At 44.7% G+C, this 26688-nt stretch carries 33 protein-coding genes; 6 read left to right on the top strand and 27 right to left on the bottom strand.

Annotated features, from left to right (window positions below; all coding sequences use genetic code 11):
• Positions 1-13: 13 nt before the first annotated feature.
• The 14 genes from ACFSVM_RS10480 to ACFSVM_RS10545 all read right to left on the bottom strand — a co-directional run bounded on the left by ACFSVM_RS10480 (position 14) and on the right by ACFSVM_RS10545 (position 10425).
• Entirely contained in the window at positions 14-262 is a 249-nt protein-coding gene (locus ACFSVM_RS10480; RefSeq protein ID WP_076313981.1) for a hypothetical protein, read from the bottom strand.
• The gene (locus tag ACFSVM_RS10485) at positions 255-665 is read right to left on the bottom strand and encodes a YxlC family protein (RefSeq protein WP_076313980.1); all 411 of its coding nucleotides are present in this window, start codon (positions 663-665) and stop codon (positions 255-257) included. Before ACFSVM_RS10485 ends, ACFSVM_RS10480 begins: the two co-directional genes overlap by 8 nt.
• Positions 652-1182: an RNA polymerase sigma factor SigY gene (gene sigY, locus ACFSVM_RS10490; RefSeq protein WP_076313979.1), complete on the bottom strand. Its 531-nt coding sequence runs from the start codon at positions 1180-1182 to the stop codon at positions 652-654. Before sigY ends, ACFSVM_RS10485 begins: the two co-directional genes overlap by 14 nt.
• Before the next feature lie 328 nt (positions 1183-1510).
• Positions 1511-2452, bottom strand: a complete 942-nt coding sequence (locus tag ACFSVM_RS10495) for a DMT family transporter (protein WP_379261954.1) — start codon at positions 2450-2452, stop codon at positions 1511-1513.
• Positions 2453-2548: 96 nt separating this feature from the next.
• Complete coding sequence (locus ACFSVM_RS10500) at positions 2549-3046, bottom strand: GNAT family N-acetyltransferase (protein ID WP_076313977.1); 498 nt, start codon at positions 3044-3046, stop codon at positions 2549-2551.
• 12 nt (positions 3047-3058) lie between these two features.
• Positions 3059-3160, bottom strand: a complete 102-nt coding sequence (locus ACFSVM_RS10505; protein WP_076313976.1) for a DUF2087 domain-containing protein — start codon at positions 3158-3160, stop codon at positions 3059-3061.
• A gap of 88 nt (positions 3161-3248) precedes the next feature.
• Positions 3249-3812: a GNAT family N-acetyltransferase gene (locus ACFSVM_RS10510; protein WP_379261957.1), complete on the bottom strand. Its 564-nt coding sequence runs from the start codon at positions 3810-3812 to the stop codon at positions 3249-3251.
• A gap of 163 nt (positions 3813-3975) precedes the next feature.
• Complete coding sequence (locus tag ACFSVM_RS10515; RefSeq protein ID WP_379261959.1) at positions 3976-4773, bottom strand: C40 family peptidase; 798 nt, start codon at positions 4771-4773, stop codon at positions 3976-3978.
• A 432-nt stretch (positions 4774-5205) separates the two neighbouring features.
• A complete protein-coding gene (locus ACFSVM_RS10520) occupies positions 5206-5508 on the bottom strand; it encodes a GyrI-like domain-containing protein (protein ID WP_379261961.1) in 303 nt (100 codons plus the stop codon).
• A gap of 10 nt (positions 5509-5518) precedes the next feature.
• Complete coding sequence (locus tag ACFSVM_RS10525) at positions 5519-6133, bottom strand: response regulator transcription factor (protein ID WP_379262975.1); 615 nt, start codon at positions 6131-6133, stop codon at positions 5519-5521.
• On the bottom strand, positions 6117-7217 hold the full coding sequence (locus tag ACFSVM_RS10530) for a sensor histidine kinase (protein ID WP_379261963.1): 1101 nt from the start codon (positions 7215-7217) through the stop codon (positions 6117-6119). Before ACFSVM_RS10530 ends, ACFSVM_RS10525 begins: the two co-directional genes overlap by 17 nt.
• Positions 7218-7262: 45 nt before the next feature.
• Positions 7263-8360, bottom strand: coding sequence for an ABC transporter permease (locus ACFSVM_RS10535; protein ID WP_379261965.1), 1098 nt, complete (start codon positions 8358-8360; stop codon positions 7263-7265).
• Positions 8357-9472 (bottom strand): ABC transporter permease, encoded by a 1116-nt coding sequence (locus tag ACFSVM_RS10540; RefSeq protein ID WP_379261967.1) that lies wholly within the window; start codon positions 9470-9472, stop codon positions 8357-8359. Before ACFSVM_RS10540 ends, ACFSVM_RS10535 begins: the two co-directional genes overlap by 4 nt.
• Before the next feature lie 20 nt (positions 9473-9492).
• A complete protein-coding gene (locus ACFSVM_RS10545; protein WP_076313968.1) occupies positions 9493-10425 on the bottom strand; it encodes an ABC transporter ATP-binding protein in 933 nt (310 codons plus the stop codon).
• A gap of 366 nt (positions 10426-10791) precedes the next feature.
• On the opposite strand from ACFSVM_RS10545, the gene ACFSVM_RS10550 reads away from it, so the two are divergent.
• Positions 10792-11349: an NAD(P)H-dependent oxidoreductase gene (locus tag ACFSVM_RS10550; RefSeq protein ID WP_047911821.1), complete on the top strand. Its 558-nt coding sequence runs from the start codon at positions 10792-10794 to the stop codon at positions 11347-11349.
• A gap of 21 nt (positions 11350-11370) precedes the next feature.
• On the opposite strand, the gene ACFSVM_RS10555 is transcribed toward ACFSVM_RS10550, so the two are convergent.
• Positions 11371-11721 (bottom strand): winged helix-turn-helix transcriptional regulator, encoded by a 351-nt coding sequence (locus ACFSVM_RS10555; protein ID WP_076313966.1) that lies wholly within the window; start codon positions 11719-11721, stop codon positions 11371-11373.
• A gap of 63 nt (positions 11722-11784) precedes the next feature.
• Positions 11785-12240 carry a DinB family protein gene (locus ACFSVM_RS10560; protein ID WP_379261970.1) on the bottom strand — a complete coding sequence of 152 codons (456 nt, stop codon included), beginning with the start codon at positions 12238-12240 and terminating at the stop codon, positions 11785-11787.
• A gap of 160 nt (positions 12241-12400) precedes the next feature.
• On the opposite strand from ACFSVM_RS10560, the gene ACFSVM_RS10565 reads away from it, so the two are divergent.
• Genes ACFSVM_RS10565 through ACFSVM_RS10575 form a run of 3 tightly spaced genes read left to right on the top strand, consistent with a single transcriptional unit; the run spans position 12401 to position 14495 of the window.
• Positions 12401-12778, top strand: a complete 378-nt coding sequence (locus ACFSVM_RS10565) for a hypothetical protein (protein WP_076313964.1) — start codon at positions 12401-12403, stop codon at positions 12776-12778.
• A gap of 17 nt (positions 12779-12795) precedes the next feature.
• Entirely contained in the window at positions 12796-13899 is a 1104-nt protein-coding gene (locus ACFSVM_RS10570; RefSeq protein WP_379261972.1) for a sensor histidine kinase, read from the top strand.
• A complete protein-coding gene (locus ACFSVM_RS10575; protein WP_379261974.1) occupies positions 13896-14495 on the top strand; it encodes a response regulator transcription factor in 600 nt (199 codons plus the stop codon). The genes ACFSVM_RS10570 and ACFSVM_RS10575 overlap by 4 nt, the downstream gene beginning before the upstream one ends.
• 107 nt (positions 14496-14602) lie before the next feature.
• Here ACFSVM_RS10575 and ACFSVM_RS10580 read toward each other — a convergent pair whose 3' ends face one another.
• From ACFSVM_RS10580 to sigZ, 5 genes are all read right to left on the bottom strand, one after another.
• Positions 14603-15088 carry a GNAT family N-acetyltransferase gene (locus ACFSVM_RS10580; RefSeq protein WP_076313961.1) on the bottom strand — a complete coding sequence of 162 codons (486 nt, stop codon included), beginning with the start codon at positions 15086-15088 and terminating at the stop codon, positions 14603-14605.
• Positions 15089-15231: 143 nt separating this feature from the next.
• Positions 15232-15987, bottom strand: coding sequence for a MerR family transcriptional regulator (locus tag ACFSVM_RS10585; RefSeq protein WP_341180715.1), 756 nt, complete (start codon positions 15985-15987; stop codon positions 15232-15234).
• An 8-nt stretch (positions 15988-15995) separates the two neighbouring features.
• Entirely contained in the window at positions 15996-16874 is an 879-nt protein-coding gene (locus ACFSVM_RS10590) for a CPBP family glutamic-type intramembrane protease (protein WP_379261977.1), read from the bottom strand.
• Positions 16875-17036: 162 nt separating this feature from the next.
• Entirely contained in the window at positions 17037-17660 is a 624-nt protein-coding gene (locus ACFSVM_RS10595) for a flavin reductase family protein (RefSeq protein WP_379261979.1), read from the bottom strand.
• A 144-nt stretch (positions 17661-17804) separates the two neighbouring features.
• Complete coding sequence (gene sigZ / locus ACFSVM_RS10600) at positions 17805-18365, bottom strand: RNA polymerase sigma factor SigZ (protein ID WP_379261981.1); 561 nt, start codon at positions 18363-18365, stop codon at positions 17805-17807.
• Between the two features lie 106 nt (positions 18366-18471).
• On the opposite strand from sigZ, the gene ACFSVM_RS10605 reads away from it, so the two are divergent.
• Positions 18472-19128, top strand: a complete 657-nt coding sequence (locus ACFSVM_RS10605; protein ID WP_379261983.1) for a ThuA domain-containing protein — start codon at positions 18472-18474, stop codon at positions 19126-19128.
• A gap of 175 nt (positions 19129-19303) precedes the next feature.
• On the opposite strand, the gene ACFSVM_RS10610 is transcribed toward ACFSVM_RS10605, so the two are convergent.
• Entirely contained in the window at positions 19304-19603 is a 300-nt protein-coding gene (locus ACFSVM_RS10610) for a winged helix-turn-helix transcriptional regulator (RefSeq protein ID WP_076314114.1), read from the bottom strand.
• Between the two features lie 305 nt (positions 19604-19908).
• Here ACFSVM_RS10610 and ACFSVM_RS10615 point away from each other — a divergent pair, with 305 nt between their 5' ends.
• Positions 19909-20445 (top strand): NAD(P)H-dependent oxidoreductase, encoded by a 537-nt coding sequence (locus ACFSVM_RS10615; RefSeq protein ID WP_379261985.1) that lies wholly within the window; start codon positions 19909-19911, stop codon positions 20443-20445.
• A gap of 142 nt (positions 20446-20587) precedes the next feature.
• Here the strand turns inward: ACFSVM_RS10615 and ACFSVM_RS10620 are convergent, their stop codons facing one another.
• From ACFSVM_RS10620 to ACFSVM_RS10640, 5 genes are all read right to left on the bottom strand, one after another.
• Positions 20588-21508, bottom strand: coding sequence for a helix-turn-helix transcriptional regulator (locus ACFSVM_RS10620; protein WP_379261987.1), 921 nt, complete (start codon positions 21506-21508; stop codon positions 20588-20590).
• 102 nt (positions 21509-21610) lie between these two features.
• Positions 21611-22756, bottom strand: a complete 1146-nt coding sequence (locus ACFSVM_RS10625) for a winged helix DNA-binding domain-containing protein (RefSeq protein WP_379261989.1) — start codon at positions 22754-22756, stop codon at positions 21611-21613.
• 39 nt (positions 22757-22795) lie between these two features.
• The gene (locus tag ACFSVM_RS10630; protein WP_379261991.1) at positions 22796-23962 is read right to left on the bottom strand and encodes an epoxide hydrolase family protein; all 1167 of its coding nucleotides are present in this window, start codon (positions 23960-23962) and stop codon (positions 22796-22798) included.
• A 209-nt stretch (positions 23963-24171) separates the two neighbouring features.
• Positions 24172-25038 carry an NAD-dependent epimerase/dehydratase family protein gene (locus ACFSVM_RS10635; RefSeq protein ID WP_379261993.1) on the bottom strand — a complete coding sequence of 289 codons (867 nt, stop codon included), beginning with the start codon at positions 25036-25038 and terminating at the stop codon, positions 24172-24174.
• Positions 25035-26600, bottom strand: a complete 1566-nt coding sequence (locus ACFSVM_RS10640) for a 2-isopropylmalate synthase (RefSeq protein WP_379261995.1) — start codon at positions 26598-26600, stop codon at positions 25035-25037. The genes ACFSVM_RS10635 and ACFSVM_RS10640 overlap by 4 nt, the downstream gene beginning before the upstream one ends.
• Positions 26601-26688: the final 88 nt, after the last annotated feature.

The following is a 26688-nucleotide window of genomic DNA, read 5'->3' on the forward strand; positions in this document are numbered from 1 at the left end:
GTGTTTCCCCCTTTTACTTGTTTGGTTTACTCCGATCTTTCCCTCTCTTCAGGTGTTCTTTTCTCCTAGGCCAATAAATATGAACAAACCAATAGGCAATAAGCGGTCCCGGAGCCTGGATCAGCCCCACGATTCCCCAGATCCAGTAGTATTTCGTATGACGGCGGGAATGGATGAATAAAAATAGGCTTTGAGTCAGCAAGATGCAGGCGACGAGTAATAGAGCCCACACAGGAATCGTTTCGAGATTCGTATTATGCATGCTCGGATCTCACCTTCTTCTTTGAACGATAAAAAAATCGTACAGCAAACGCGATCGCCCCGACGAAGACCAGTGCCTGGATGGCGACAAATACAACGATGTTCATGGATGCCAAGAGCATATTGCTTCCTATTAAAGCCAGAGCAATGATCAAAAACAGGGCAACTTCCAGTCCTGTGCGTTTGCGGAGCCTTTGCTGCTCAGCTGCGACAAGCTGCTCCAGTTCATGCAGTGGAGGGGGGTCCGGCTTGCGAATGGACAGCTCCATCTGGTCGAACCCATGCACTAGCTCAGCAATCAGAGCCTGATCCTCTGCCGATACTTCATGGAAGCCTTCGCCATACGTAGGATCCTGCTCATTCAGATTGGCGGATCGTTCCTGCGTTCCTTTATTCCTTTTCATCAGTCGCCATCTCCTTTCTTAACTGCTGCAATCCATGATGGATTCTGGACTTAACCGTCCCCGGCGGAATGTCCATCATGACGGCAATCTCATCATAGGCATAACCGTAATAATGTTTGAGCAAGATCGGCAGCCGCCATTCGTACCCCAGTCTGGACAAAGCCTGCATCGCATCAGTCCATTCCTCCTGCTGAGCTTTCATCTGCCACTCCGTTCGCCGGAATGCCTGCTCCCGGTCCCTCCACTGCTTCTCTACCTTTGTGCGACGCATCTGGTCGATATAAATCCGGGTAGCAATCGTAATCATCCAGGAAGAGAACTTCGATCTTCCGTTATATTGATGAATCTTCTCAATACACCTCAGCATGGTTTCCTGCGCCACATCCTCGGTCTGCTCCGGATTCATCGTCATTTTAATGAGATACTTTGTTAAAAAGGAGTAGTGGGTCTGCAGCAGAAGTGCCATCGCCTGACGATCCCCACGCTGCGCGCGTTTTATTTGCTTAAGCTCATCCAACTGCAGTCACTGCTCCTTTCCTTGATTTATGTTTGCTATATGACCACATCAGCAGAATCAAATATATTACGAAGAGGTTCACGAATTCGTTCACTTGAGTATAAAAATTTTTTTATTTTCCTTTTCATTATTTAAACAACGGATTTATCTTCATGAAATTAGCATTAAGTATCCGTTAGACATTTATTCCTTTATTCCACAATGGGGACGCATCTTTACTCGTAATATCTAAGTCCACGAAGTAAGAGTTAAGAAAAAAATAGCAGTACCTGCTTGTATTTTTCAGGTACTGCATGAGTTCTTAAGCTGATTTAGTTGTCTATAGCCTTCACTTCATTTTATTAGCAGCAAAACTATGCAAAATCATTCCAAGCATAACAATGATTATACCGCACCAAGATAGCAGAGAAGGTAAGGGAAGTGATAAAAACAATATCTCTCCAATTAATGCAAAGAGTAGTTCCATCGACTGAGTAGCTTCAACTGCCGCCAGCGTTCGCATGTTTTTTCGCACCATCTCGGTAGCCTTGAAGAATAAGATGGTAGCGATAACACCGGAAAACAGAGCAACCAGTAAGGATTGAAGGCTCTGCTCCAAACTCGGCAATCCTGTGCTAGACAGGGCGTACAAGGACAGGATCAACCAGACAGGCAGACTTGCAATCGTCATTCCCAGTACTCTCTGAATCGTATCGATGCGCCCTTCACATAGTTCCATCATTTTACGATTCCCCAAAGGATAAGCAAAAGACGCGATCAGAACAGGGATTGTTCCAAGGAGGAGATGATGAAATGATATGGTCTTAGCTTGATCGATTTGCATTAAGATAATTCCCAACAAGATGAATAGCGACATGAAGAGACTTTGAATAGGGATTTTGTATCGAATGTTTACTAATCCTTTTTCAGAGGATACCTTCTCGCTAAAAAGAGGAGTAAGCAGTATACCTGAAATAATGGTCACTTGCCATGTGCCTGCTATAAGCCATCCATGAGAAAATGCGGTTGAAAAACATATAGGTGCATAAAACAATCCAAAACCTACCGTACTCCACAAAAGCCAGGCTTTCGGTTGTCTCCTCATTTCAGCCCATAGAGGGTGCCATTTTTTTTGAATCAATACGATGCACAGTAATATGGGGAGCATAAAAAGAAACCTCAACGAAGCGCTCCAAGCCCAATTTCCGCCCGATAGCTCCATAGAAGCATTAAGAACAAATGCAAAAGCAAAAAAGAAGGCCGAAGCAACACCAAAGAATACGGGCTTCATTTGATGACCTCGCGATTGAATGACCAGCCTGCAGACCTTTTCAGGTCATTGAAACGAATCTCCAATAGTACGCTTAACAACATACTTTCAATGGGTCTAATATTGTCCTTGTTCATTTATTTTTTTCTCCATTACGAATACTGTTTTCTCACGATCATTGACCACAGTTCTAGCCGTGCTTACGTCTTCAAAGCCTTGTTGCCGCCAAAAACCAAGCGCAGAATCATTTCCTTCCAGAACACCGATTCGAAATACAGCGACGTTCCGTCTCCTCATCTCTTCCATGTAAAGCCTCAGTATTCGAGAACCGTATCCTTGACCTTGCAGCTTTTTGTCCACTTGCAGCAGCCCAAGCCAAGGGCAGTTATCGCTGGGGTTTAACATTATAAACTCCAATATTCCGACAAACCGCTCTTCCTCCCGAACGAGAAACCGTTCAGCACCTAGCCTCGCTCCGTTTTCTTTATCGCGTGCCAGATCCTCCGGATTCATTACTTCGGAATCGAACGATACACGGTTAAAATACGGATCCGAGTTCAAAATCTCCATTTCTGCCTGCAGCAAATTTTCGCTTATTTCTACTAGTGTCAGCATGTTTTCCTCCTGTTATCCTGTTATCCAATACAAGCTGCAATCATCCGTCCGGTCCATAAAACCGTGTTCAATCATTTTACGACGCACAGAGACATAAACCTGCTCCCAAGGCATAATAAACCGTCAGCGGATCTTTGATCTGCTCACGGTCAATTGTTATGAATTAAAGGTTTATGACATTATTAGTTTAGGTAGCGTTTTTTTATTTTTTCAAATTAATCCATTCGGACTGAAGTATGGAATATTGATACTCGTTGACCCATTGTCCATTTGAGTAATAGTTTTCCAAAAGATGACCTTCTCTCCTCATACCCACCCGTTCAAGTAGACGAATTGAGCCTTCGTTTCTAACATCGGTAAACGCGATAACCTTGTGTTTATTAAGCTGTTCAAATACAAAATTGAATAAAAGTTTAACCGCCTCACTGGCATAGCCCTTTCCTTGTTGCTCTTCAGCGAGCGTAAATCCAATTTCAACAATTCGAGGCTCATCCAAGAGTGTGTGTAGAGCGCAATCTCCAATGAATTGATTCGTTTCAACCAAAACAATGGCAAACTGAAACCAGGTACCAGGCTGACCTGGCACATTTGTTATTTGCTGTCTAACAAACGATACTGCATCGTTATACTGATAGTTTCCCCATGGTTGAAATTTAGCCACAACCGGATTAGTGCGGTACGAATAAAAGGGCTCAATATCTTGTTCTGAGAATTGCCTTAAAAACAATCGTTCTGTGCTGCCATAAATAGGTTCAGATATACTCACGATGATCCACTCTCCAATGAAGTCAGCTATGAAATTGAAGTCTTTGTTATGCTCAATGTTAAGATACGCAATAAGAAAATACAACTGATGAACAGCTTCCGTTCCTTAAACCATCAAAAAAAGCCATTTCCCTAAGGAAAAGGCTAGGATGCTACGATCATGATTACAATGCGCTGCCACCGAATAGGAACCGGTATTCCCAATGCTTGCCTTCAATGGAGTCGACTCTTACTCCGCCGGATTCAGCTGAATAAGTCTGCAGGATTTTGCCATCACCAAGATAAATTCCAACATGTGTAATTGTAGCTGAGCTCTTGTTTATTTCGGAATAAGCAGATTTGCTTGTCCCTTTATAAGACATAAAGAACATCAGATCTCCACGTTTCAAGGAAGAAATACTGGATTTTGCATTTCCTTTATTTTGGACGTAAGCTCCTTGCTTACGAGAATCTGAAGGCAGGGTAATTCCTGCTCCATCAATGAATGCTTGTCTCACAAAAGAAGAACAGTCAAATGTATCTGTGCTGCTGCGTGATGCACCGTATTCATACGGTGTTCCCAGATATTTCATGCCAGCAGAAATGACTTTCTCTACCGTTGAGCTGGTGTTAGTTGAAACAGAGCCTTCGCTGGAGCTGCTTTCATTACTTGAAGAGCTGCTTCCATTTACGGTTTGTGTATATTTAGAGGAGGACGAAATATATCCCGTGTTTCCTTTTGTATCCTTAACTTTAATCCAGTTAGAGCCGGAAGTGCCTAGCAGGGTAACGGTCTCGCCCTTTTTAAGCAATCGAATAACAGAAGAAGAAGTACTTGCTTTCTCTCGCAGGTTAACTCCGTATAGCACCTCTTTGGTTGTTGCTGCTGCATAAGTTTGGCTTGTGAATACTGGCAGGCTTACTGAGCCGAAGAGCAATGCAGATGCAACAGCTCCAGATAGTATCATTTTTGTAACCTTCATGTTGTAGATCCTCCTGATGTAATAGGTTTGTTAATTTTTAAATCCTTCAAAAGCCATAAACTGAACTCATTGTATTCTAGTATATAGCTAAATTTCATCGGACTTAAGACTTAAAACACCCGCACTTTACATAGTAGAATATAACTACAACAGCTATTACAAAATAAATCTATGAACTATATCTTTTTTATATACTAACGCTGATTATTAGCTAAATATCAGATTTAAATATATCATTAACATCAAATATCAGCCTGAATTATATTAGGTCAATATATCTATATTTCATTTAGCATCTTTTTAGTTGGATTTACTTACCACATGCTGAAGTGTCAAATATAAATACTGAAAGTTTGTTTTGATTTCTTAACTTTTTTGTAACTATTTCAGTATCTAGCGTATCGTGAATATTAGTGCTTTTTCAGAAAAATATCACAAAGGAAGCACCCAAATTTCCATACAATTCATTTCTGGATTTTCCTTGTCATATTTTTCGGCAGAGAACGGATGTATTTCGATTTCATGGTTCTTCAGCCATGTTTCAAACAAATATTTATTTGCCTGATTCAATGCGGTGGTAACAAGCTCTTCGAAGGACTCTGCTTCAATTCTACATACTACATATTCGCCAGCAGGAAGAATTTGTTTAACGATATCGTCACTTACACTTCTATTCGTTGATTTGGCTAATCCACCGACAAAGTAAAGGAAAGTCCCTTTTTCTAGATTCGCCATATGTCTAAGTCTAATGATGCTTAAGATAAAATATAGCCAGCTGTGTGCGGTCGCGAAACTGAAGTTTTTCAAGCAGAGTGGTTACATAATTTCGCACGGTTCCTTCACTTAGGAATAAGAGCTCAGCAATCTCCTTATTGGAGTATCCATTGGAAATTAGCTCCAACACTTCCAGTTCACGTGGATTCAAGCCTGCCGTTGATACAGGCTTCTTAACTTCTTTCAGTAAGCCGGATAAGGCTTGGGCAACTTCTTTCTCAAATACGGTGTTTCCTTTTCCTACTGCACGAAGGCTTTCAATTATGCTGTCAGAGGACTGATTCTTCAATATGTACCCTTCCGCTCCGGATTTCACAGCTTCTTTAATGTATTCGTCATCCTTAAACGTCGTCAATAGAACGACCTTCATATTCTGAAAATGACGTTTGATCAGTTGGGTTCCCTGAACGCCATCCATAACAGGCATGCGTATATCCATCAGCACCAAATCCGGCCTGTTCAGCTGACACATCTCAAAAGCTTCCTGCCCGTTGGCAGCTGTACCGATTACTTCGAAATCGTCTTCCATTTCGATCAAAATTTTGAGTCTATCCCGAATTAATGCATCGTCATCCACGATAAGCACCTTCAAGCATTTCCCCGCCCCTCTGCCTTGGAATAACACATACGATCATAAATCCGTCTAGCGAGTGATAACTGAAGCTTCCGCCCAAATTACGGGTACGTTCCTTCATCCCGCTTAGTCCTAACCCTTCCTTAATGTTTGCACTGCCGATTCCGTTATCCTTAACGTACAATCGGGTATAGTTCATATTTACATCAATTTTTATTTCTACCTTCGTCGCTTGGGAATATCGTGCTGTATTGGTCAATGCTTCCTTGATCGTGGCACTTAGAAGCTCAAAGTGTGCAGACGGTACACTATTGAAGTCCCCGCTCAATTGCAGATCGACGGGACAAAATTGATAGTTTTTAATAATTTCCTGAAAGTAATCTGCTCCGAGGCTTTCCCGAGGCTTAATATTATGTACAGTATCTCTGAGCACTTCAATCGTATTAGCCAGACCATCGATGGATGCTTTGACAATGCTCATCGCCTTGTTCTCATCTTTGGCATGAATTTTTTGGGCTGCCTGCAGTTGAATAAAAATCCCCGCCAGATTATGGCCAACGCTGTCATGGATTTCGCGTGCGATCCGGTTGCGCTCTTTCACCTCGGTGATTCCGGCAATTTCTTTAGAAGCATGCAGCAGCTGGGCCTTTGCCTGCTCCAATTCGTAACGTAATCTCCGCTCATTATCAAGTGTTAGAGTAAAATGACTTGCCTCTTCCCTTTTCCTCCGGATCTGATAAGCCAGCATACCGGATAGGGAGATGAATGCAACCAGCCAATAAAATTGCGGTGCATAGGCTAGAAAAATGACGACACATATTAGTGTGGCCAACGGCCCGCCCCATCCTTTTTTTAACATAAAATCGTAGAAAACGATCGCAAACCATATTGAGAAATGAAAGTCCATCGCAACGCCTGCACAAGTAAGCAGCAGCATTGCGATGGTTAACCAAATGGAATCGTAATATCGTTCCTTTACGAGCTGAAGAACAATTGCAATCATAACCATCACGAGCTGTTCATAGGGAATATTTCCTCCCAAGATCAACTCGATGATTAGAAATCCGAAAATAACGGTTTTTACAATATAGTTCATGTCAGACCTTTCCATGCGCTTTTGGACACAGTATATCAAATGATCCTATTTGGCGATATCTGTTTTCCTTATAGTCCCGAATAGGAAGAAGATAATCGCGAACAGAATGATCATGACCGCCTCTTTACCAAGTCCAAGAAGGGGCTGGCCGCGCAGAAGCTGATCAATACCGTCCATTACCCAATACACCGGGGTAAATTGGCTTATGGTTCTGACGACATCTGGAGCCCAGTCCAGCGGGCCGTATGCCCCGCCCAGCATGGATATTGGTTCAATAAGGCAAATGCCAATCAGACAGGCTTGAAGGATTGATTTCGAGATGGAACTGACGGCCACTCCGAAAGAGACAGCAGCCACCGAAAACAAGATCAGGAGTGCATATATCCCCCATTCTGAATCATTCATCGGAACCTGATAGCCCCATTTCAACACAAGCATGGCAAAGGTGAGTTGAATGACGGCCACAAATAAAAAGCTGCCGATCATTTGGAGCATATAGCTGCGAATGCGGACTGGCGCAGCTAGTGTCCGGTACAGCGTATGATTATTTCGGTTGGATATAATCTGCAGGCCTGCAATTAATGACGTATACAGCATAGGGATGACAAGAAAACCGAGTACCTTGCGCGACTTGTCCTCTTGCTGATTTTCAATAGGACGATTATCCAGCTTGAGAGGAGTATGCTCCTCATATTGCTTGTAAGAAGTATAGAAGGCATCGGATTGATGTCCGGCGACAGCAGCGATCATCCCAACTTGATCTGCCCACTGTCTCAAATAGATGCTTAGCGGCTGCGACAGATTCGACTCCTTAACGGAGTACTCACTTAGCCCGCCGTTCTCCCCTTGGATGAGACGCTCTGTAAACCCATGATCGATCACAAGAACGTAATCAACCTTCAAATCTTTTAGTTCACGTTCGATATCCTCCTCCTTCACGGCTTTCATCACGGCCATTGTCTCCAAGCCTTGAATAAGGTGCTCTGTTAATTCCGTTTGATCATGATCGATGATTGCCGCTTTGAGCCGCCGCTGATCGTCTATTAACCCAAGCGACATGTAAGCAAGCGGAAATAGAATAATGAAGATCAGCTGAATCTTATTCCGGAAGATTCGTTTTATCGTATGTTTGAAGATGCTCAAGCTACTCTCCTCCTTCCAGAAACCATGGCCAGTATGATCGTTATCCCCGTGTACAAGGCCAACCCGCGCATGGCTGATGACATGAAGGTTCCATCATATATGCTGCCAAACAGTATTTTTTGACCATATGAATTAGGCGCAAATCGGCTCAGCGTATCAAATACGGCTCCATCAATCGGCGTAATGCCGCCGGAGATCAGCGTAAATACGAACGAAAGTATAAAGAGCGAGAGCGAAGAAATCAACGTGCTTTTGGTTAAATACGCCATGATCATCCCCAACGAGACCGAAATGGCTGCGAACAAGAGCAGAACCAGCATAATCATCCATAAACTTGTATCCCAATTCGCACGGAAGACATATTTGGATACTAGAAATAGAAACATTGAAATCCCGTACAGCGTGATCAAACTACCCAACAGCTTGCCTAACGTTATCCGACTGCCATATACAGGGGCGGCTAAAAATCTCGAGTAGGTATGATTGCCGATATCCTTCGTTACGGCAAACACGCCAAACAATGCGCCAAGCAGCAGGAATTGGAACATGGTCGTAACAGCATAATAATCTACGCCTGTCGGTATTTTCCCTTCCGTTTCCAGCTTCACCTCACGAATGCTCGATTCGCTCTCTGTCCCTGCGGCCGGATTCCCTGCATGATCTGCGACTACTCGTAAATTTTGCGTTCGGATAAAGCTTTCAACGATAGGCTGAATGAAGGGGTGATCCTCTTTACCGTAAAATTCCACCTGTACCTCCTCTCCATCCAAGAGCTGATTGGACAGATGAGTCGGCACATGGATCAAGCTGTTGATTTTACCCGTATTCATAAATTCGTTTCCTTCGGCAATATCCGAAACGGGAATCAGTTGAACCAGTCCCTGGACCTTCTGAGAAAGCAGATACTTTTCGAGTTCGACACCTACTCTACCCTCGTCTTTGTTCAGGAACCCCACATTCACGGGCTCTACCTTGGTTGGCGTAAATTTGCTGCTTTGCATCGTGCCGAGCATTAGCATCATGATCAGCGGCAGCAGCAGAAAGGCAGCCATCGCTTTAACATCACGCACATGACGCAAAGCGGTATAATAAGCAATTGTCCAAACTTTCATTCCGTTCCCTCCTCTCTTGATTAATCTCGGAGCGACCTGCCGGTCAGCGTCAAGAAAACGGCCTCCAGGCTTGGTTTTTCAACATTTAAGGACAAAATATCAGCTTCCGACTCGGAGATGACCTGTATGATGCGGTTAACATTATTTTCACCTTTCCTGCCTACTACATCTAAGCGGTTTCCGTTTACAACGCATTCGCTGATGCTCTCGATTTTTTTGATGCCCTCTACCATGGTGAAATTAACGGAAGACAACTCGATCGTGATCTTTTCTTCCGATGATACAAGTGATTTCAGTTCTTCCTTTGTACCTTGAGCAATGACCCGTCCACGGTCTACAACAGCAATTTTCGTACAAATCTCTTCGACCTCTTCCATATAATGCGAGGTGTATATGATCGTCGAACCCATACGGTTCAGTTCTTTGATCGATTCCATGATGTGATTCCTTGATTGGGGATCAATGCCTACCGTTGGCTCATCCATAATGATTAATTTGGGGTGGTGCAGGATCGCGCAGGCGATATTGAGCCTTCTTTTCATCCCGCCCGAGAAACCCTTTGGCCGGTCTTTTCTCCGTTCCGTAAGGCCTGTGAATGCCAGCGCCTCATTGATCCGCTCCTTAAGAAGTTTACCCTTCAGTCCATATAAGCGTCCGAAATAGTCCAAATTCTCCTGTGCGGTCAAATCCTCAAACAAGGCAATATCCTGGGGGACAATCCCCAGCTCACGTTTGGCCTCCATCTCATTTCTGCCGATTTTTTTCCCCAGAAATAGAACCTCTCCGCCGTCAAATCCTGTCAATCCTGAAAGGATGCTGATCGTCGTCGATTTGCCTGCTCCATTGGGACCCAGCAAACCAAAGATTTCCCCTTCCCTTATCGAAAAACTGATATGGTCCAGTGCCAAAAAATCGTTATAACGCTTAATCAGATTTTTTACTTCTATGATCATCCCTCTTACTCCTCACTGTTCTGTTCTTATTTGTATCTGAAATCATCTTACTCTTGTAAAGAACGTGCTCACAGTGAACAGAGGAATGAATTGACATGACAATTGTCATGTCTGCTTATAAATCAGTAATTCGGTTTTATTAAACACAAACAAAAAAGCCGCGATATCCGCGACTTATTTGCTGCACCAAGTTCTTCTTCGCCTTAACGCTGTTGAGCATAATAAGCTGAACTCTGGCCGGAGTCCTCCTATTTTTATCAGTTCTTGTAAAGCCGCCGGTTACCTTTTGGTAAGTACCTGAAAAAAATGTGCGTACTTATAATTTGAGGCAATCGCCATTATACTCATGAATAAAGGAGGGGTCACATGAAAACCCTGGTGATTGTAACGCACCCAAACTTAGAAACGTCAACGATTAATAAACGGCTGGTAGAAGAATTAAATAAGTTTCCGGAGAAGTATACCGTCCACGATTTGTACAAGACATACCCCGACGGGAACATTGATGTAAAGAGCGAACAGAGATTGGTAGAATCGCATGCAAATCTAGTATTTCAGTTCCCGATCTTCTGGTTCAATTGCCCGCCACTGTTGAAAAAATGGCTTGATGATGTATTGACTTACGGCTGGGGCTATGGTTCAAGCAGCGGTAACCAAATGAAACATCGAAAAGTCGCTCTAGCCGTGTCAACCGGGATAAGACGAGAGGAATATAGTTCTGACGGGAAATACAAATATTCGTTAGAGCAACTGCTAGCACCATTTGAAACAACGTTCCACTACTGCAATTCAGACTACCGCTCGTTCTTTGCTGTTTATGGTAAGGAGGGCGACGAAGCGTCAACAGTCGAAGACAATAGACCGACGACCAACCTATTGGAAGTGAGAGCACATGAATATCTTCGCTTTATAGACACTCTGTAAGGCATACACTCTTCAGGAGGTTTAATCAAGCCTCCTGTTTTTCTCTCCCCACTCACACATCATATGTAAAATTGGAATGATCGATTGCCCTAGTTCCGATAAGGAATATTCAACCTTCGGGGGAATTTGGGCATAATCTTTGCGGAGAATTAAGCCGTCCGCTTCGAGCTCTTTTAGCATCATACTTAACGTCTTAAAAGGAATGCCGTTAATTTTACGCAACATTTCATTGGGGCGCAGAACATTGTGTTCGGCCAGACAATATAGAATGGTCATTTTATACTTGCCACCAATAACGGACAGCGTATAACCGAACCCGGTTTCTTTCTGATTCACCCCATGCGGAACACAGGTTCCACGATTTACATCCATAAAGATCACACTTCCTTTGTTGTATTTTTATATTAAACTTCCTGAATCCTTATCATCTCAGAATCAGTCGACATGGAGAATTTGCCGGAGATGATGATTCATATGCTCGACATAATCATCCACTAGCCACAACAAGGTTCGGATCTCCCCATCCGGCAGCAGCACCTGACTTGAAGATAACGATTCTTCAGGGATAGAGGAAACGACTCTAAGAATAGAGAGATTTACACTCTCCCAGAGCGCCAGGACCTCCTCCACCGAAGCCGTTTCATATCGTTGCGCCGAAACCCAAGCATCTTGGTTATATGAAGTTACCGTATATCTTCCCGATGTATGCTGGGCGTCAATGAACCGAATCAAATTATGAATGGCCGAATCGCACAGATGACCCAGGATTTGCAGTCTGGACCATTTCCCTTCGGACCGTGGAACCCTAATATGCTCACAGCCCAATTGTTCGATTATTGCGGGAATTGCTTGGACAAACCCTTCAAGTCGGTCGATAGAACTCTTCTCCAAAACGATCTCTCCTTTGCGTCAGTTATATATGTTATTATATTCGGGTATAATCCGCTGGCTGTCTAGGGCTGATTCAAAAAATGATATTTATAACTACTAACCGATTTTTGACGCTGATACACTAAGGTTGTAATCAAAACCTTATGAAGTGGGTGACGAAATGAACAGAATCTTTAAGGTTGGTATAAGTGTAGGATTCCTTTCCGGGATCATGTGTATTATTCTATATTATGTCTTGTGTGCGCTGCTGGATCTTCGGTTTGAACAGCTGAATCCCTTCTCAATCATGATTGCGTCAATCGTCGTCAATGTAATAGGCGCCTTTATTTATAACAAGATCCAGGATAGGACTTCTAAACCAAGGTTCTACTATGGGCTAGTCACCGTTCTGGTGGCACTACTTCTATCGCTGTATGACTGGGCTTATCCATCTGAACCCAATATTGCAGGGATTGCAAACACGCTTCATGCGCTAACAGCCTCCCTGTCGATTGCGTGGATTCCAACCTGGCTTACTAACCGGCGCTCTCCAAATTAAAACGATAGGAACGTGTCATGAATACGATTTCAAGAAAATGGCTTGCCTTCGTACCTCTGATTATACCGGCAGTCTATTTATATGGTTTCACACCGCTTCAAGAAGCATGGCTGGATAAATTCCTATTTTTGCTGCTTGCCTTCTGTTATTGGAGGAGCCTGCTATATACGAAGCACCGTGAGATGAATATCTGCATTCAGCTTATTGTCGTTTCCTACTTCATCCTTGTTCATACTCCTTGGCATATGAGCTTCGGCTTTTACCCTTCCTTAGCCATGTCGATGCTTGTCTCGTATCGCAGAATTTCCTGGCTGGTCGGTTTCATGGCAGGCTGCTTTACAATCGCGGTCTGCCTGTCCGCTTACCTGTCCGGCGAACCTCTTCGGTTCGAATGGCTGCCCATCTCTATCGCTTTGATTGTCCTTCCCTATGTGTCCAAACTGTACCAAGTCTCTTACGAGATGCAGATGAAGCTTTATCATGCCAGCGCAGAAAATGTGAAATATGCGGAGAGAGCACGCATTGCAAGAGATTTGCACGATACGCTTGGCCAGACGTTCTCCATGATTACTGTAAAGAGCGAGCTGGTGGAGAGACTTATTCGATCTAGTCCCGATGAGGCTATTATTGAAGTCGGTGATATCCAGCGGATCTCTAGAACGGCCTTGCTGCAGGTCCGGGAAATGGTTAATGATATGCAATCCATCGATATCCGAGATGAGTTTCATCGTGCTGTGCATATTCTTCAAACTGCCGGCATTGAGGCAGAAACGCACATACGGATGGACGCGGAAAGAATGATGCCTATTGTTCAGAATGTTCTTGGCATGTGCTTGCGGGAATGTATAACCAATGTCGTCAAACATAGCGGGGCAGGAAAATGTTCCATTCAGCTCCTGGAAGATAAGGAACGCTATTTGTTACTCACTTGTGACAATGGGATCGGCATAGCGAAGGGTCAGAACCAAACGCGGAAATGGGGTGCCGGTCTGCTGGGCATGAAGGAACGGTTATCTTTAATAGGAGGAACGCTGGAACTGGCTTCTGATGTTGAGAATCGCACGAAAGTGAAGATTACCATACCTCATCACCGAACGCGGGCCAAGGAGGAAACAGGGTGAAGATTGTCATTGCAGAGGACCAAGGAATGTTAAGAAGCGCCATCAGCCGGCTCCTCGGTATGGAACCGGACATCGAAATCGTCGGAGAAGCCGACAATGGCGAGCTAGCTTTGCAGCTGATCCGAAAGCTGTCGCCGGATATTGCCGTACTAGATATTGAAATGCCGCTATTAAGCGGACTGGACGTAGCTGAACAGCTTATGGCAGAGGGCAGTAAATGCCGGATCGCCATCGTGACGACTTTTGCCAAAAGCGGATATTATCAGCGAGCGGTTCAAGCTGGAGTGATGGGTTATTTCCTAAAGGATGCTCCCGTATCGGAACTTGCCGTATCTTTGCGCAAAATTTATAAGGGCAGTCGCGTATTCAGTCCTCTCCTCACCTTCTCCATGAGCGAAGAAGTGAATCCTTTAACGAATCGGGAGTCAGAGCTTCTATCCTATTTGAGAGACGGATATTCGGTGAGCGAAATCAGCAAGCTATTATATTTGTCTCCCGCTACCATCCGTAACTACATCTCAGAGATCCTTCAGAAACTCGAGGCGAAGAATCGGATCGATGCCGTTGCCATTGCTCTAAGCAAGGGCTGGATCTGAGCCTCGGAAGAACGTATAAAAAACGAAAGGAGCAGCTACACATTGACAGCTGCCCTTGGATTGCAAACGCCCATTCCCCTTCCTCACTCCGAATTAGAATGCCTCAACTATTCGATGTTTTTACTTAAAAATTGCACTTCAAAGGGTAAGAATGGATAGCTCTTTTTCTCATTACAGCGATATCCATGTTGCTCATAATATTGTTGTAATCTTTCAAAACTTGCAACAATCGATAAACGGATCACCTTACATCCATTATTGAATAGTTCCGTTTCTGTCTTCTCCAACAAGCGTTTACCATAATCATTTCCGCGGAATGTTGGAAGAATAGCTAACCTTTCAATATATCCGACTTCATCTTCCTTATACGAACCGATAGTACCTATAGGCTCTGCATCTACAAACAAAATTTTCACTTGCGTGTTAACAATTCTATTTCTTGCCATTTCTTCCGTCTCGAAAGCAACATAATTTGGGTATTCTGACTCTGATATGTTTAATAACTCAGCTTGTCGCTTAAAGGACTCTTTTATTAACGCTGATATTATTTTGCCATCTTCAGAGTTAGCTTTTATAATTTCAAATCTCCTCATCGCTTTTATCTCCTATCATTAGTCTGAAGGAATGCTGTAAGGTCTTCCGCTTCTTCCCATAACTTATATTGCGTCTACCCTATCCCTGTAATCGGGACAGCCCCCTTCCTAAGATATCGTCCAAGCGATTGCTAGCTCTAGTCCTACCGCTCTAATATTTTTTCAATATACCGCATTACTTCCGTAGACATACCGTACGCTCGTGGTGACTGTCCATCTTCCGGAGTAATGTATTCCCAGTACTTCTCAGCAAGTTGTTCGTCACCATGAAATAACACGGAAGCATACTCGCTGATTCGCTTAGCCAGCTTCTGAGAGGCCTCGGAATCCGGCGCTTCGTGCATGTGTTTGTTAATTTCTTTTAGGATGTCCGCCCATTCCATCTCTACAGTCCCCGATTTGTCTATTGGCAGAACCTTCAACTCTTCCGGCGTAAAAACTTGCTGTAGCAGTGTACTTCTAGAAAGGTCCTTAGGTTGATCCAGTTCTTTAATAAAGTTCAGCATCTCATCGAGATTAACCTCATCAGTAACACGTATTGAATAGAGGGTAGAGAACAGAAGCTGTTCTACCCTTTTCAAATCTTCCTTTTGCTCTCTTACAATCTTAAGTTGTTTTTCTAAGGACTGCATCCATGCCGTCACAACATGATGAGATGACTCACCAACCACAGGTCCGTTTTGATCTAGAAACACCGCAATCTCGCTCAGCTTGTATTTCATTCTTTTTAGAATTGCGATCTGTTGAAGTATCAAAATATCTCGGTCGCTGTATTGTCTATATTGGTTAATCTCATCCCGGATCGGATTAAGCAGCCCCAGCTTCTCATAGTAATGCAGCGTGCGAATCGATATTTTCGTCAGGTTCGATAACTGTCCGACTGTATACAACTTAAACATCCATCCTTTTAACGTTTTGCTTTCTTTCCATTTGTCCTCAGCCAGATAGAGAATGCTCCGACGATCAAGATTCCCACCAATATCACCATCGTAAATAAAATAAACAAGCTGCCTGTACCTTCATGCAGTTCGGAATACGTCAATAATCGCAGATCATTCTGCGCGACCATAAATCTGGATATCTCCAAGTAACTAAGGTGAAATCCTATAGACGCCCATAGAGATCCTGTAGTACTTCGCAACAGCTGCAGTACTGTTCCAAAGGCTATTAGCAGAAGGATATAATCAGTATTAATTTCAACGCCAGGCTCCATACCGACCAGCTGCTGCAGAAAATTTACGGTGACAGGCACAAGTACGAACAAAAAGATTTGCCCGGCATAGGCCAGAAAGGCAGGGAGTTTCACTCTTAAGCCACTATATACCAACCCCCGCATCGTCAATTCCTCGGGCAGTGCCTCGTATAAAAAAGCAAAACATACATTTAGAATGATACCGAAGAATAGTGAATAGGAGAAATGCCACTCCACAATCTCAATCCAATTTAATTGACTAGCTATAATAAAACCACATATTACCAACAGTAAAGGAAGCATTGCACCACTTAACAAATGAAGCAAACCGACCCTAGACAATGGTGTCAGCTTAAGTTGATTAGGGTAACGTCTTCGTATCCAGAATACCACAGTAACCACGATAAATGAGGTAATTATACCTTTCGTCCCTGCCGAAACCCAATATGGATAACCCGATTGTTCAATCTGTCGTCCTATGAGCGTTGCTGTAAATAGCGCGATTACCATCGACAGCCAGCCTAGTAATTCGAGGGTAAGCCCTTTGCTAAAATCCAAGCCTTTTTCTGATTCCGAAATGTTCCTTTTTTTCATGTCCATTCCCTCCTTCCCTTGACTATAAACCCTACAGTATACGTCAGGGTCAAGTCATTGAAGAGAGAATCTTATATACCAACAGCATTAGTGCATTAGCGTATAATCTGCCCGTTCAACCATAACACGATAATGCGTGTAGTACGGACTTTATTTACAAGCCTACTCTACAGACTCAGGTCCAAATACCGGGGCTAATTTTGATGCAGATCGTTGCTCGCCCAGACCGAAATATTCGCAGAAATTCATAATCATTGGATTCCATTTTGAAGGATCGACATAGTTTGAGTTCGCATTCATTAGAAGCGAATCTTCGATATGAACTTTTTCAATATGCACTTCAATGGCGACAAGGGAGCTGGGTTGTTCGAATGGATGTATCATCACAAATTTGGCCTCGAGATGGACGGGGCATTCTTTCACACGTGGTGCTTGAACAAGTTGCGACGGAAGCGGGGTTAACCCTGCGACGCCGAATTTATCGGCTTCATATGTATAGCCCCTCAATGCTTTGGATTCGGGTACCGGATTACGTCCTGTTAATAGGGTGAGCCGATCAATCGAAGGAATCAAGTCAATGGAAGGAAGATTAAGCACACATTCGTGCTCACGGATCAGATTCTGAACGGTTTGAGACTTGCTGCTCATACCGAGCATACACGATTGATTGAGCCACCAGGCAGAGGACATCGGAGCAAGATTGGACGTTCCGTCTTCATTCATCGTACTTATGAGTACGACTGAGGTGCCAAAGTAAAGAATTTTGGGTTCAATTACCGTATGCATAACAAACTCACATCTCCTCTAAGATCTATTTTTCATTAATTTATCACACACCTTTAACGGGATATAGAAATTCGGAGTAAGACAGCAAGATTTAGATATTGTACACGGTCCATTAGTTGGATAATTATCTTATCAGCGGAGCAATTAAGTTCTTGTCGTTCTTCTTGCCGGCACAGGTTCGTCCTTCACAACACGGTACTCGATAATATTGCCGTACCGATCGGTTTCAATTTCGCAGCAGCTGGTCATCATCGCCTTAATCATCTCACGGCCCCGCTGAACTCTTGATTTTGTCCCGGAATATGAGAGTTCTAGAAACTCACTAAGCTCTTTTTGAGGTATTCCCTTTAAGTCAGCTAACTCGACTGCTTCTCGGTATTTGTCAGGCATCTTCTTTAAGATGGACTTCATTCCCTCTATCGCCTCCCGGGCGCTATAGCAGGCTTCATCCTTTTCCGGCTCTGCCATGTCCGTTAGCTCCTCGGTCTTTCTATGCCTGCGGTAATAGTCCGCGATTCGGTTACGAGCGATCTGATAAATCCAAGCGCGACATTTTTCTTCGTCCTTAAGCTGCGCTAAGCCTTGAGAAGCCATGATGAATACGTCCTGTACGATGTCTTCAGCATCGTTATGCTCACGAATCTTCTTATGAACAAAGTGACGTATTTGCTCATGATAATCTATCCACAACGTCTCCAGCTCCATAATTATTCCTCCAAAAAAAAATCTAGCATAACTGCGTCTTTTTATGATGTTCTGCGACATCATTAGTGTATTTTAATTATTTAGACATGAAAAGGAGATAAATACAATGAACAAAAGAATCAATGCCCTTCTAATTGGTGATAACGGTGTGGATGTTTGGCATCCTTTAGAGCCGGCTCGTCAGCAGCTTGTGCAGATTATCGGTGAATCCACTAATCTTACCGTTACGGAGGATTATGATTCCTTGAAGGAGCTGTCGAGAGATGAATTTGACGTCGTTATTTCCTATACGGACTGCTGGCTGCGGAACTTGACAACCGAACAAACCGCAGGGTTAATCACCTTCGTTGCAGGAGGGGGAGGCATACTGGCGATTCATAACGGGATCTCCCTTCAGCGGAGCTCTGAATTAGCACAGATGATAGGGGCGAAATTCATTACCCATCCACCTTATCAGATTTTGAGCTACCACGGCATAGAACCGACACATCCTTTGCTTGAAGGAGTACCGAATTTTGTTATGGCGGAGGAGCCTTACGTCGTTGAGTTCGACCCCTTTGCTCCTGTGAAGGTATTTCTGGAATACGAATATCATGGCCGTCGATATCCCGCAGCGTGGGAGAATGGTTTTGGATTGGGCAAAATTGTCTACCTGCAGCCAGGTCATGACGCTCGCTCATTCGAGCCAGAGCCCTTCCGGCAATTGATCCGCAACAGTGTTGTGTATACAGCAGGAAGCCTGCCGGTTACGACGGCTACTTAATATGGATTAGAAGCTTGTTCTCATTAAATGTTCGTCATATTCATACACACAAGGCAGTTGTCCTAGCTACGCTGCCTTTTGTGTTATTATCTTAAAACGAGGCTTTCGTAAGTAAGTGCATGCGCCTGTTTGCTTAAAGATATGAAACGGATATATATCCGCTTCCCTATGTTATTCAATCGTTTTCCGGTTGTTTCGTAAATTCGATATGCTTGAAGCCCCATTTGCACATATCGTTTAACACCGAGCTTAGTGTCTTGCCATGATCGGATAACGAGTACTCAACCTTCGGAGGAATTTCCTGATATGCTTGACGCACGATAAGTCCATCCTGTTCCATCTCCCTGAGCTGACTCGTAAGCATTCCTTGAGTAATGTTCGGGAGAAGTCGGCGTAATTCCCCGAACCTTTTCGTCCCATCATGCAGCAAAATAAACAAAATCAACGGCTTCCACTTTCCACCTATTGCATGCATTATCGCTATAATACCTTGTGTTCGATGATCTGGATCTCGTATTTCGTCATACACGCTTTTCGCCTCCAAGTACTACTAACTAATTAGTAATGCCACTTTATCAGAGTATTGGAAATTTGGAAAGTACACCCATTCACCGTACTTAGTACACTTTTCCATACTATTAATAAATGTTTCAGGAAATCCACAGTATGTTCGACAGAACTTAGTATGAAAAAAGAGCGTACTTTGCAAGATGCTCTTACTCCCCAATAATAGAGAGTGCAGATCGCGATGCTGCCAAAATCGATAAAAAGGATGATCTTATGAATAGTATGGTGATTACTGCGCATCCCGATTTAAATCAATCCAGAGTCAATAAGGCCTTAATTCAGAAACTTAAAAACGTGGATATTTACGTCCGCGACCTGTATCTGGAGTATCCCACTTGGCAAATCGATGTTGAGAAAGAACAGCAGACTCTGCTGCAGTACGACAGGATTGTGTTTCAGTTCCCTTTTTATTGGTACAGCTGTCCGCCGCTGCTCAAAAAGTGGTTCGACGATGTACTTACGTTCGGTTGGGCTTATGGTCCAGGGGGAGACAATCTGCGTGACAAAGAGTTCATGATCGCCACGACGACAGGAGGATCGGAAGCAAGCTACAGGTCAGGCGGTGACAACAAGTATACAATCAGCGAGCTCATGCGTCCAATCGAAAGAACACTGACGAGATGCAAAGGTAACTTTCTTCCGGTATTCGTTGGATACAGCGTAATGCAAGCTACCGATGCTGAACTGGAACATATTGCAGAAAGTTACCTTGAAGCCGTAAAGGCACCCATGGAAATCCTTATCCATTAATTTCAAGACAATTGGACATTATCGCTAAATACGGCTATCTGCTTCATACCATACAATTCACGTAACTTTGTACCTCACAATAAATAAAACCTCCAAAATTAGCTGTTCATTCTAACAGCTTCTTTTAGGAGGTTTTTCATTCTCATCGCTCATAAAGCTGAGCCATCATCTGAATGTGATGCTGTATGTTCGAAATTAATTCCGGGGGCTCCAGCACTTTTACCATACATCCGTAGCTTAAAATTTTCTGAATCGCTCGTTCCATTGATGAAAAATAGGTGGTTAATGACAAGGTTCCATCAGGACTTACAATCATTTGGTCGAAGCCGAACTCATCACGCACCCGGGTTTTTATCTCGGGTTGAAAAATGAGTACCACCTGCAATTTTTTGAAATCGACTCTGCTCATAAATTGTTCTTCAACATCTTGCAACGTGAAGTCTCGTCTCACAAAATGTTCTGTTAAGATCTTCAGGTCTCCTATACGGGACAGTCGAAATATGCGGATGTCCATTCGAGTCAGACAATAGCCGTACAAATACCAAGTATATCCCTTGAGAAAAAGACCCATCGGTTCCAGCTTGCGTTCCGTCTCCGTACCTTTATTATCCAAGTATGTGAATGAAACGTATTGTCGATCTTTGATTGCCTGATGTATAGGGCCCATGTGCGCTTTATCGTTTGGTGCCGGCTTGAAATCGAGATCCACATAAGTCTGATTTCTGGCTGTTTTTTGCCCAGGCATTAACGCACCGATTCTTTCAATTAATCGATCGATTTCCAAATGATCCGTCGCGGAACGCACTCCGCGCAAGGCGGAGCAGATTGATGAGAAATCTTCCAAAGATAATACCTGCTTTTCCAATCGGTAGCCCTGCATAATCTCATACCCGCCTTCCGATCCGGCGAAAGACACAATTGGGATACCTGCTTGATTAATTGCATCCATGTCACGATAGATCGTTCGCAGGGAAACCTCGAATCGCTTGGCTAGGTCAGTAGCACTGACGCGAGGCTGATTTAATAACATCATCGTAATTGCGAGCAAACGATCCAGTTTCATAGAAGCACCCTCCCATATGGTAATCCGAGCACCTTGCAAAAGTCAGATTCATCCTTTCCTTATTCTACATTTGAACAACCAAGCCTTCTATGACATAACGAGTCAGTGAAAAATAATAGCGGAGGCAGCCGCATCTGAAGCGGCGAAATCAAGCATACGAGCCCCCTCCCCAGACAACGCATCCCGCTCTTGCTCAGTAAGCTTGCGAAAAGGCTCTATGTGCAGTTCCGTGCCATGTCTCCCGCTTGTCAGCTTCCAGGTTCCGGTGACAAAACCGCCGACCAGAAAGGTTGCACGAATGATTCCATTCGATGTAAATACTCGTTTGCGGTACACCTCATCCATGATTCGGCTGCGGTCCGCATAGGAGAGCAGCATATTATCGAACTCGCCAAGAAACCTTGGCTCAGCTGGTGTATCGGCATCAGGGCGAGGTGAATCTGGCAGGTCGAACAATTCCTCGCCTCGTTCGTTTCGGAAAGTGATCAGATTCTGACGCAAGGATTTTATAACCTCTTGAATACGTGTAAGGCCTGACCACACCTGTATATCCTTGACTGTAGCAGGCCCAAATGCGGACAAATAACTCCGTATGAGCCATTCTGGCTCGGGCGATAAGAATAAAGGCTGGCCGAGCCATACTTCAACTGATGTATGCACAGCTTGACCGCTTTCCCCCCAAATCCCCCGCGGTGGAATTTGGACTAACGGCACCTTGTTCCGAACTACTCCAGCCGCTGCTTCCGGATCGAGCACCGGCGTATGTTCACTTAGTCGCAAACCTATTTCACGGAGCGTCATTGGCTCCTTTTCGACCATTGCCCTTCCAGCAGCAGCAAGTACTTCTTGGTCTATTCCATTAAGCTGCTTACCGAAAGCACCCTTCAGGCTGCGGTCCATAACAGGCTGCAGTAAGGAACGCAGCTTCAATGCGTCACGGGACGAGACCAGATGCAGAGTCGAACGCATCAGCGCCATACGAACGACCTTCTTATCCCTTAAGAGCCCAGACAGTTCTTCATGTCGAAAATCTTCGATCCGCGACCACAAACCGAAATACGGGGCGTTCTGGGATTGCGCCTGCATCCCAACCAGCTTCTCAATGGCCTCCAAGATGTGGAGCTTTTCACGGCTTAGCAGCATTTGCCTTGCCAGCAGTGAACGGTTCAGCTCAAGTTTATTGAGTATTTTACAAGGTTCATTATCGGTTGCAGCCTCTCGGATTTGTGTTTTTTTTAGATTACTCATGTTATAGCTCCCATCTTGTTAACCTTATTGAATATAGTGTTAACGGAATCTTTGGAAAAAAGACTGAAGCTCAGGAATGAGAAGATCCGGCGCATCCATCGCGGCAAAATGGGTTCCACGCTTAAATTCCGTCCATTGCACAATGTTCGTGTTATCCCGTTCAGCAAAGCGCCTTATCGATTTAAAATCATCTCCGAACACAGCCACTCCAGTCGGAATCGTATTCGGTCCGTGCGTCTCCTGCCCGTGGTTATGCGCATTCTCATAATACAAGCGAGAAGATGATTCCGCCGTATTGGTCAACCAATACAAGGTGACGTTAGTCAGAAATGCATCCCGGTCAATAAAATCCACATGGTCGCCAAAACCGCAAAATAAATCGGCAATCCAAGCAAGCTGACCTGATGGCGAATCTGCCAGCCCGTAAGAGAGTGTTTGCGGACGTGTGGACTGGATCGAGTTAAAACCCGCCCGTTGATGAAAATTAGCCAGGAATTGAAGTTTACCTTGATCTTCTTCCGATAAGTCAGCCATCTCCGCCGGATCACCGGAAGGGAACGAAAACAGCTGAAGTACATGAATACCGCGAAGTCCTTCTGGCTTCTGAATGCCGAGTTGTCTGGACACAAGTGCACCGCAATCACTCCCGTGCGCTCCGTATTCCATATATCCCAAGCGCTTCATTAAGACATCCCACGCTTTCGATATGCGGGCAATGTCCCATCCTGATTCAAGATCCGGTCCTGAGAAACCAAATCCAGGCACGGAAGGAATGACAAGGTGAAATGCTTGAGCCGGATCTCCGCCGTGATTGCGCGGATCACTGAGCGGGCCTATAAGTTCCAAAAACTCGACAATAGAGCTAGGCCATGCATGAGTAAGCAGTAGTGGAAATGCGCCAGGCTCTGGGGAACGAACATGCAAAAAATGAATGTTAGCACCATCGATATTCGTAATGAATTGTGGGTATTCATTTAGACGAGCTTCGAATGTACGCCAATCGTATTCTTTCTCCCAATAGACTGCCAATTCTTTCACATAATCCAGCGAAACCCCATATTTCCAGCCTGCTTCACCTAACGTTTCCGGCCAACGAGTCCGAGATAAGCGGTATCGAAGATCCTCAAGATCATTTTGCGCAACGGAAATACGAAACGACTGAATTTCTGCATTTCCCTCGGAATTAATCGTTCTTGCTCTTGTCATGCGAACATCCTCCTTAAAATGGGTTTGTTTATATCCCCATATTAATGGAAGCACCCTGACAACATTATGTCAGGGTGCTTCTATTAATTAAAACTTTTACGAAAAATACTTCGCTTTGAAACCTCACGGCTATAAGGGATCTACTCAGAGGAGCAATTTCAATCCGTTACCAAAAAGAAAAAGAAGTCGTTTCCCCCGCTAGCACGATTTTAATACGATCGTGATCTTAAGCTCTGTGCAAATCCGGATCTCCATGTCGGGTATTTAGGAACCCAGCCATATTCATTTTTCGCTTTGGTATTCGATGCCCCGCGCGCGCCCATGTCGATTTTCGCTTGATATTCCGGGGAGGGGGCTTGCAGAGCATCAGCATAAACAGGCAGCCACTGTATTCCAGCAGCAGGCTCATTATCCACGATATTTACCGGGCCGCTAGGCCATTCTAATGCCAGCATAGCTGCATTTGCCGCATCCTCCACATGCAGGAAGGAAGTAATTCCGTCGGTTGCAGGGACCTGCCTTTGCAGCACTTTTTCTGCCATAACTCCCTTTTTGTCGTACCAGGTTCCAGGTCCATAGAGCATTCCATACCGGAGAATTACGTGGTTCTGCACTTCAGCTACGGCCTCTTCAAGTGCAACAATACCATCAATAGTTGATTTCCGCGGCAAAGGTGCCTGAACATCCAAGGGAACCTCTTCCGATGCCGGAAGATCACCTGGCTCATAAGCCCAAGAGATGCTCTGTGCAATGAATCGGCTAACATTTGCAGCCTTGGCTGCATCCACCAAATTTCTAGTCCCTTCTATTCGTATCCTGGTATTCTCCTCGAGATCCCAATTGCTAAGCGAAGTAAGCTGATGAATGATGACATCGGGACGTTCTTCCTCAATTACAGAGAGAATAGCATCCCGTTCATATGCATCAACGACGACAGATTTCGCCCCAACAGCTTGAATAAATGGCTTGCGCTCCGGTCTATGGGTCATTCCAATGACTTCATGTCCAGCCTGCACTAATCTGGGTAGAAGCAACCGTCCAATTACACCTGCAGCGCCAGCTACAAATATTTTCATAACATGACCTCACCGCTCGCGGAATCCTCTTGAGCGTATACCGTATCCAGCAGCGCAGCGTTTATGCCGTTCAAGAACGCCTGAGCGCTGGCTTTGATAATATCAGTATCCATCGCGCGGCCGGCATAGGTCTTGCCGCCATATTCAAGCTGAATGTTGACCCTTCCAACCGCTTCGGTGCCTCTAGAGATGCTGTTGATCTTATAGTGCTTCAAGCTGACGTCCAGCTCTGCCAGTGCTTTTATCCCGCGAAACAAAGCGTCGATGGGACCATCGCCGACAGCGCTGCCCTTTAATACCGAATCGCCTTTGCGCAGCGTGAATGCTGCGGTTGGACACTCATCATTTGTTACGACTTGGAACGATAGCAGTTCAAAGAGCTGCCGGCTGCTTGCCGATTGCTCTCGATGCTCCGATACCAAATAGAACAGATCATGATCATATACTTCCTTCTTGGCGTCAGCCAATTCAAGAAAACGCTGAAACAGCTGCTCCAGCTCCTCGCCTTCACCGGGATCGAAGCCCAGCTGCTGCACCGCATGCTTGAATGCATGGCGGCCTGATCGAGCCGTTAATATCAACTCCATACTATCTGCCCCCACTTCTTCCGGCGACATGATCTCATATACCTGTTTATCCTTCAGCAAGCCATCCTGATGAATACCCGAGGAATGGGCGAAAGCATTCTCCCCGGTGATAGCCTTGTTTACTTGGACATCCAGTCCCGTCAAATAAGTCAACAGCCTCGACGTTCGCAGCAGCTCGGTGGTTTGGATGTTCGTGCCGCATTGGTAACGCGCTTCTCTAACCTTGAGTGCCATGACAACTTCTTCAAGCGATGTATTGCCCGCCCGTTCGCCCAAGCCGTTGATCGTGCATTCGATTTTGCCGGCGCCGTTCTTGATTGCACTTAGTGTATTGGCAGTTGCTAATCCCAAGTCATTATGGCAATGCACACTAAGTAAGACCTCAGGATTCAGATTCATAAGCCGCTCGTTCAGCTTGCGGATCAACTCGCCGAATTCATCCGGTTCCGCATATCCGACCGTATCCGGCACGTTAATGATCGTTGCACCTGCCTTTACGACCGATTCGATCGTCGTCCACAAATATTCATAGTCCGCTCTCGATGCGTCTTCGGTTGAATACTGTACCTGCGGCAGCAAGGTTTTGGCATAACGAACCGCGTCTACGCCCATCTGCAGGACGGCTTCCTTGGAGCGGTTGAATTTCTTCTCCACATGAATATTCGAGGATCCCAGCACGATATGAATGAGCGGCTGCTGCGCGATGCGGATGCTCTCGTAGACGGCATCGATATCACTTTTTACTGCCCTGCCAAGTGCCGTGACCGACACGCTATCTCCCACCGTACGGGCAATTTCCCTCACCGCTTGAAAATCCCCTTGGGAAGATGCCGGAAATCCGGCTTCGATAATATCGACCTTCAGGCGCTTTAGCTGCTGTGCAAATTCAACCTTTTGCTGCATATTCAATTTGGCTCCTGGCACTTGCTCCCCGTCACGTAAAGTGGTGTCTAATACAATAATGTTACGCTTCATCAGTTGAGCTCCTCCTCTTAATCTAATGGAATATCTATATCAAGCGGGGTTGGCGAAACCCGGAATTTCGCCAACAAAAAAACCCCGT

Origin of the sequence: Paenibacillus shunpengii, from assembly GCF_042684905.1 — a bacterium.
Classification (GTDB): Bacteria; Bacillota; Bacilli; order Paenibacillales; family Paenibacillaceae; genus Paenibacillus; species Paenibacillus shunpengii.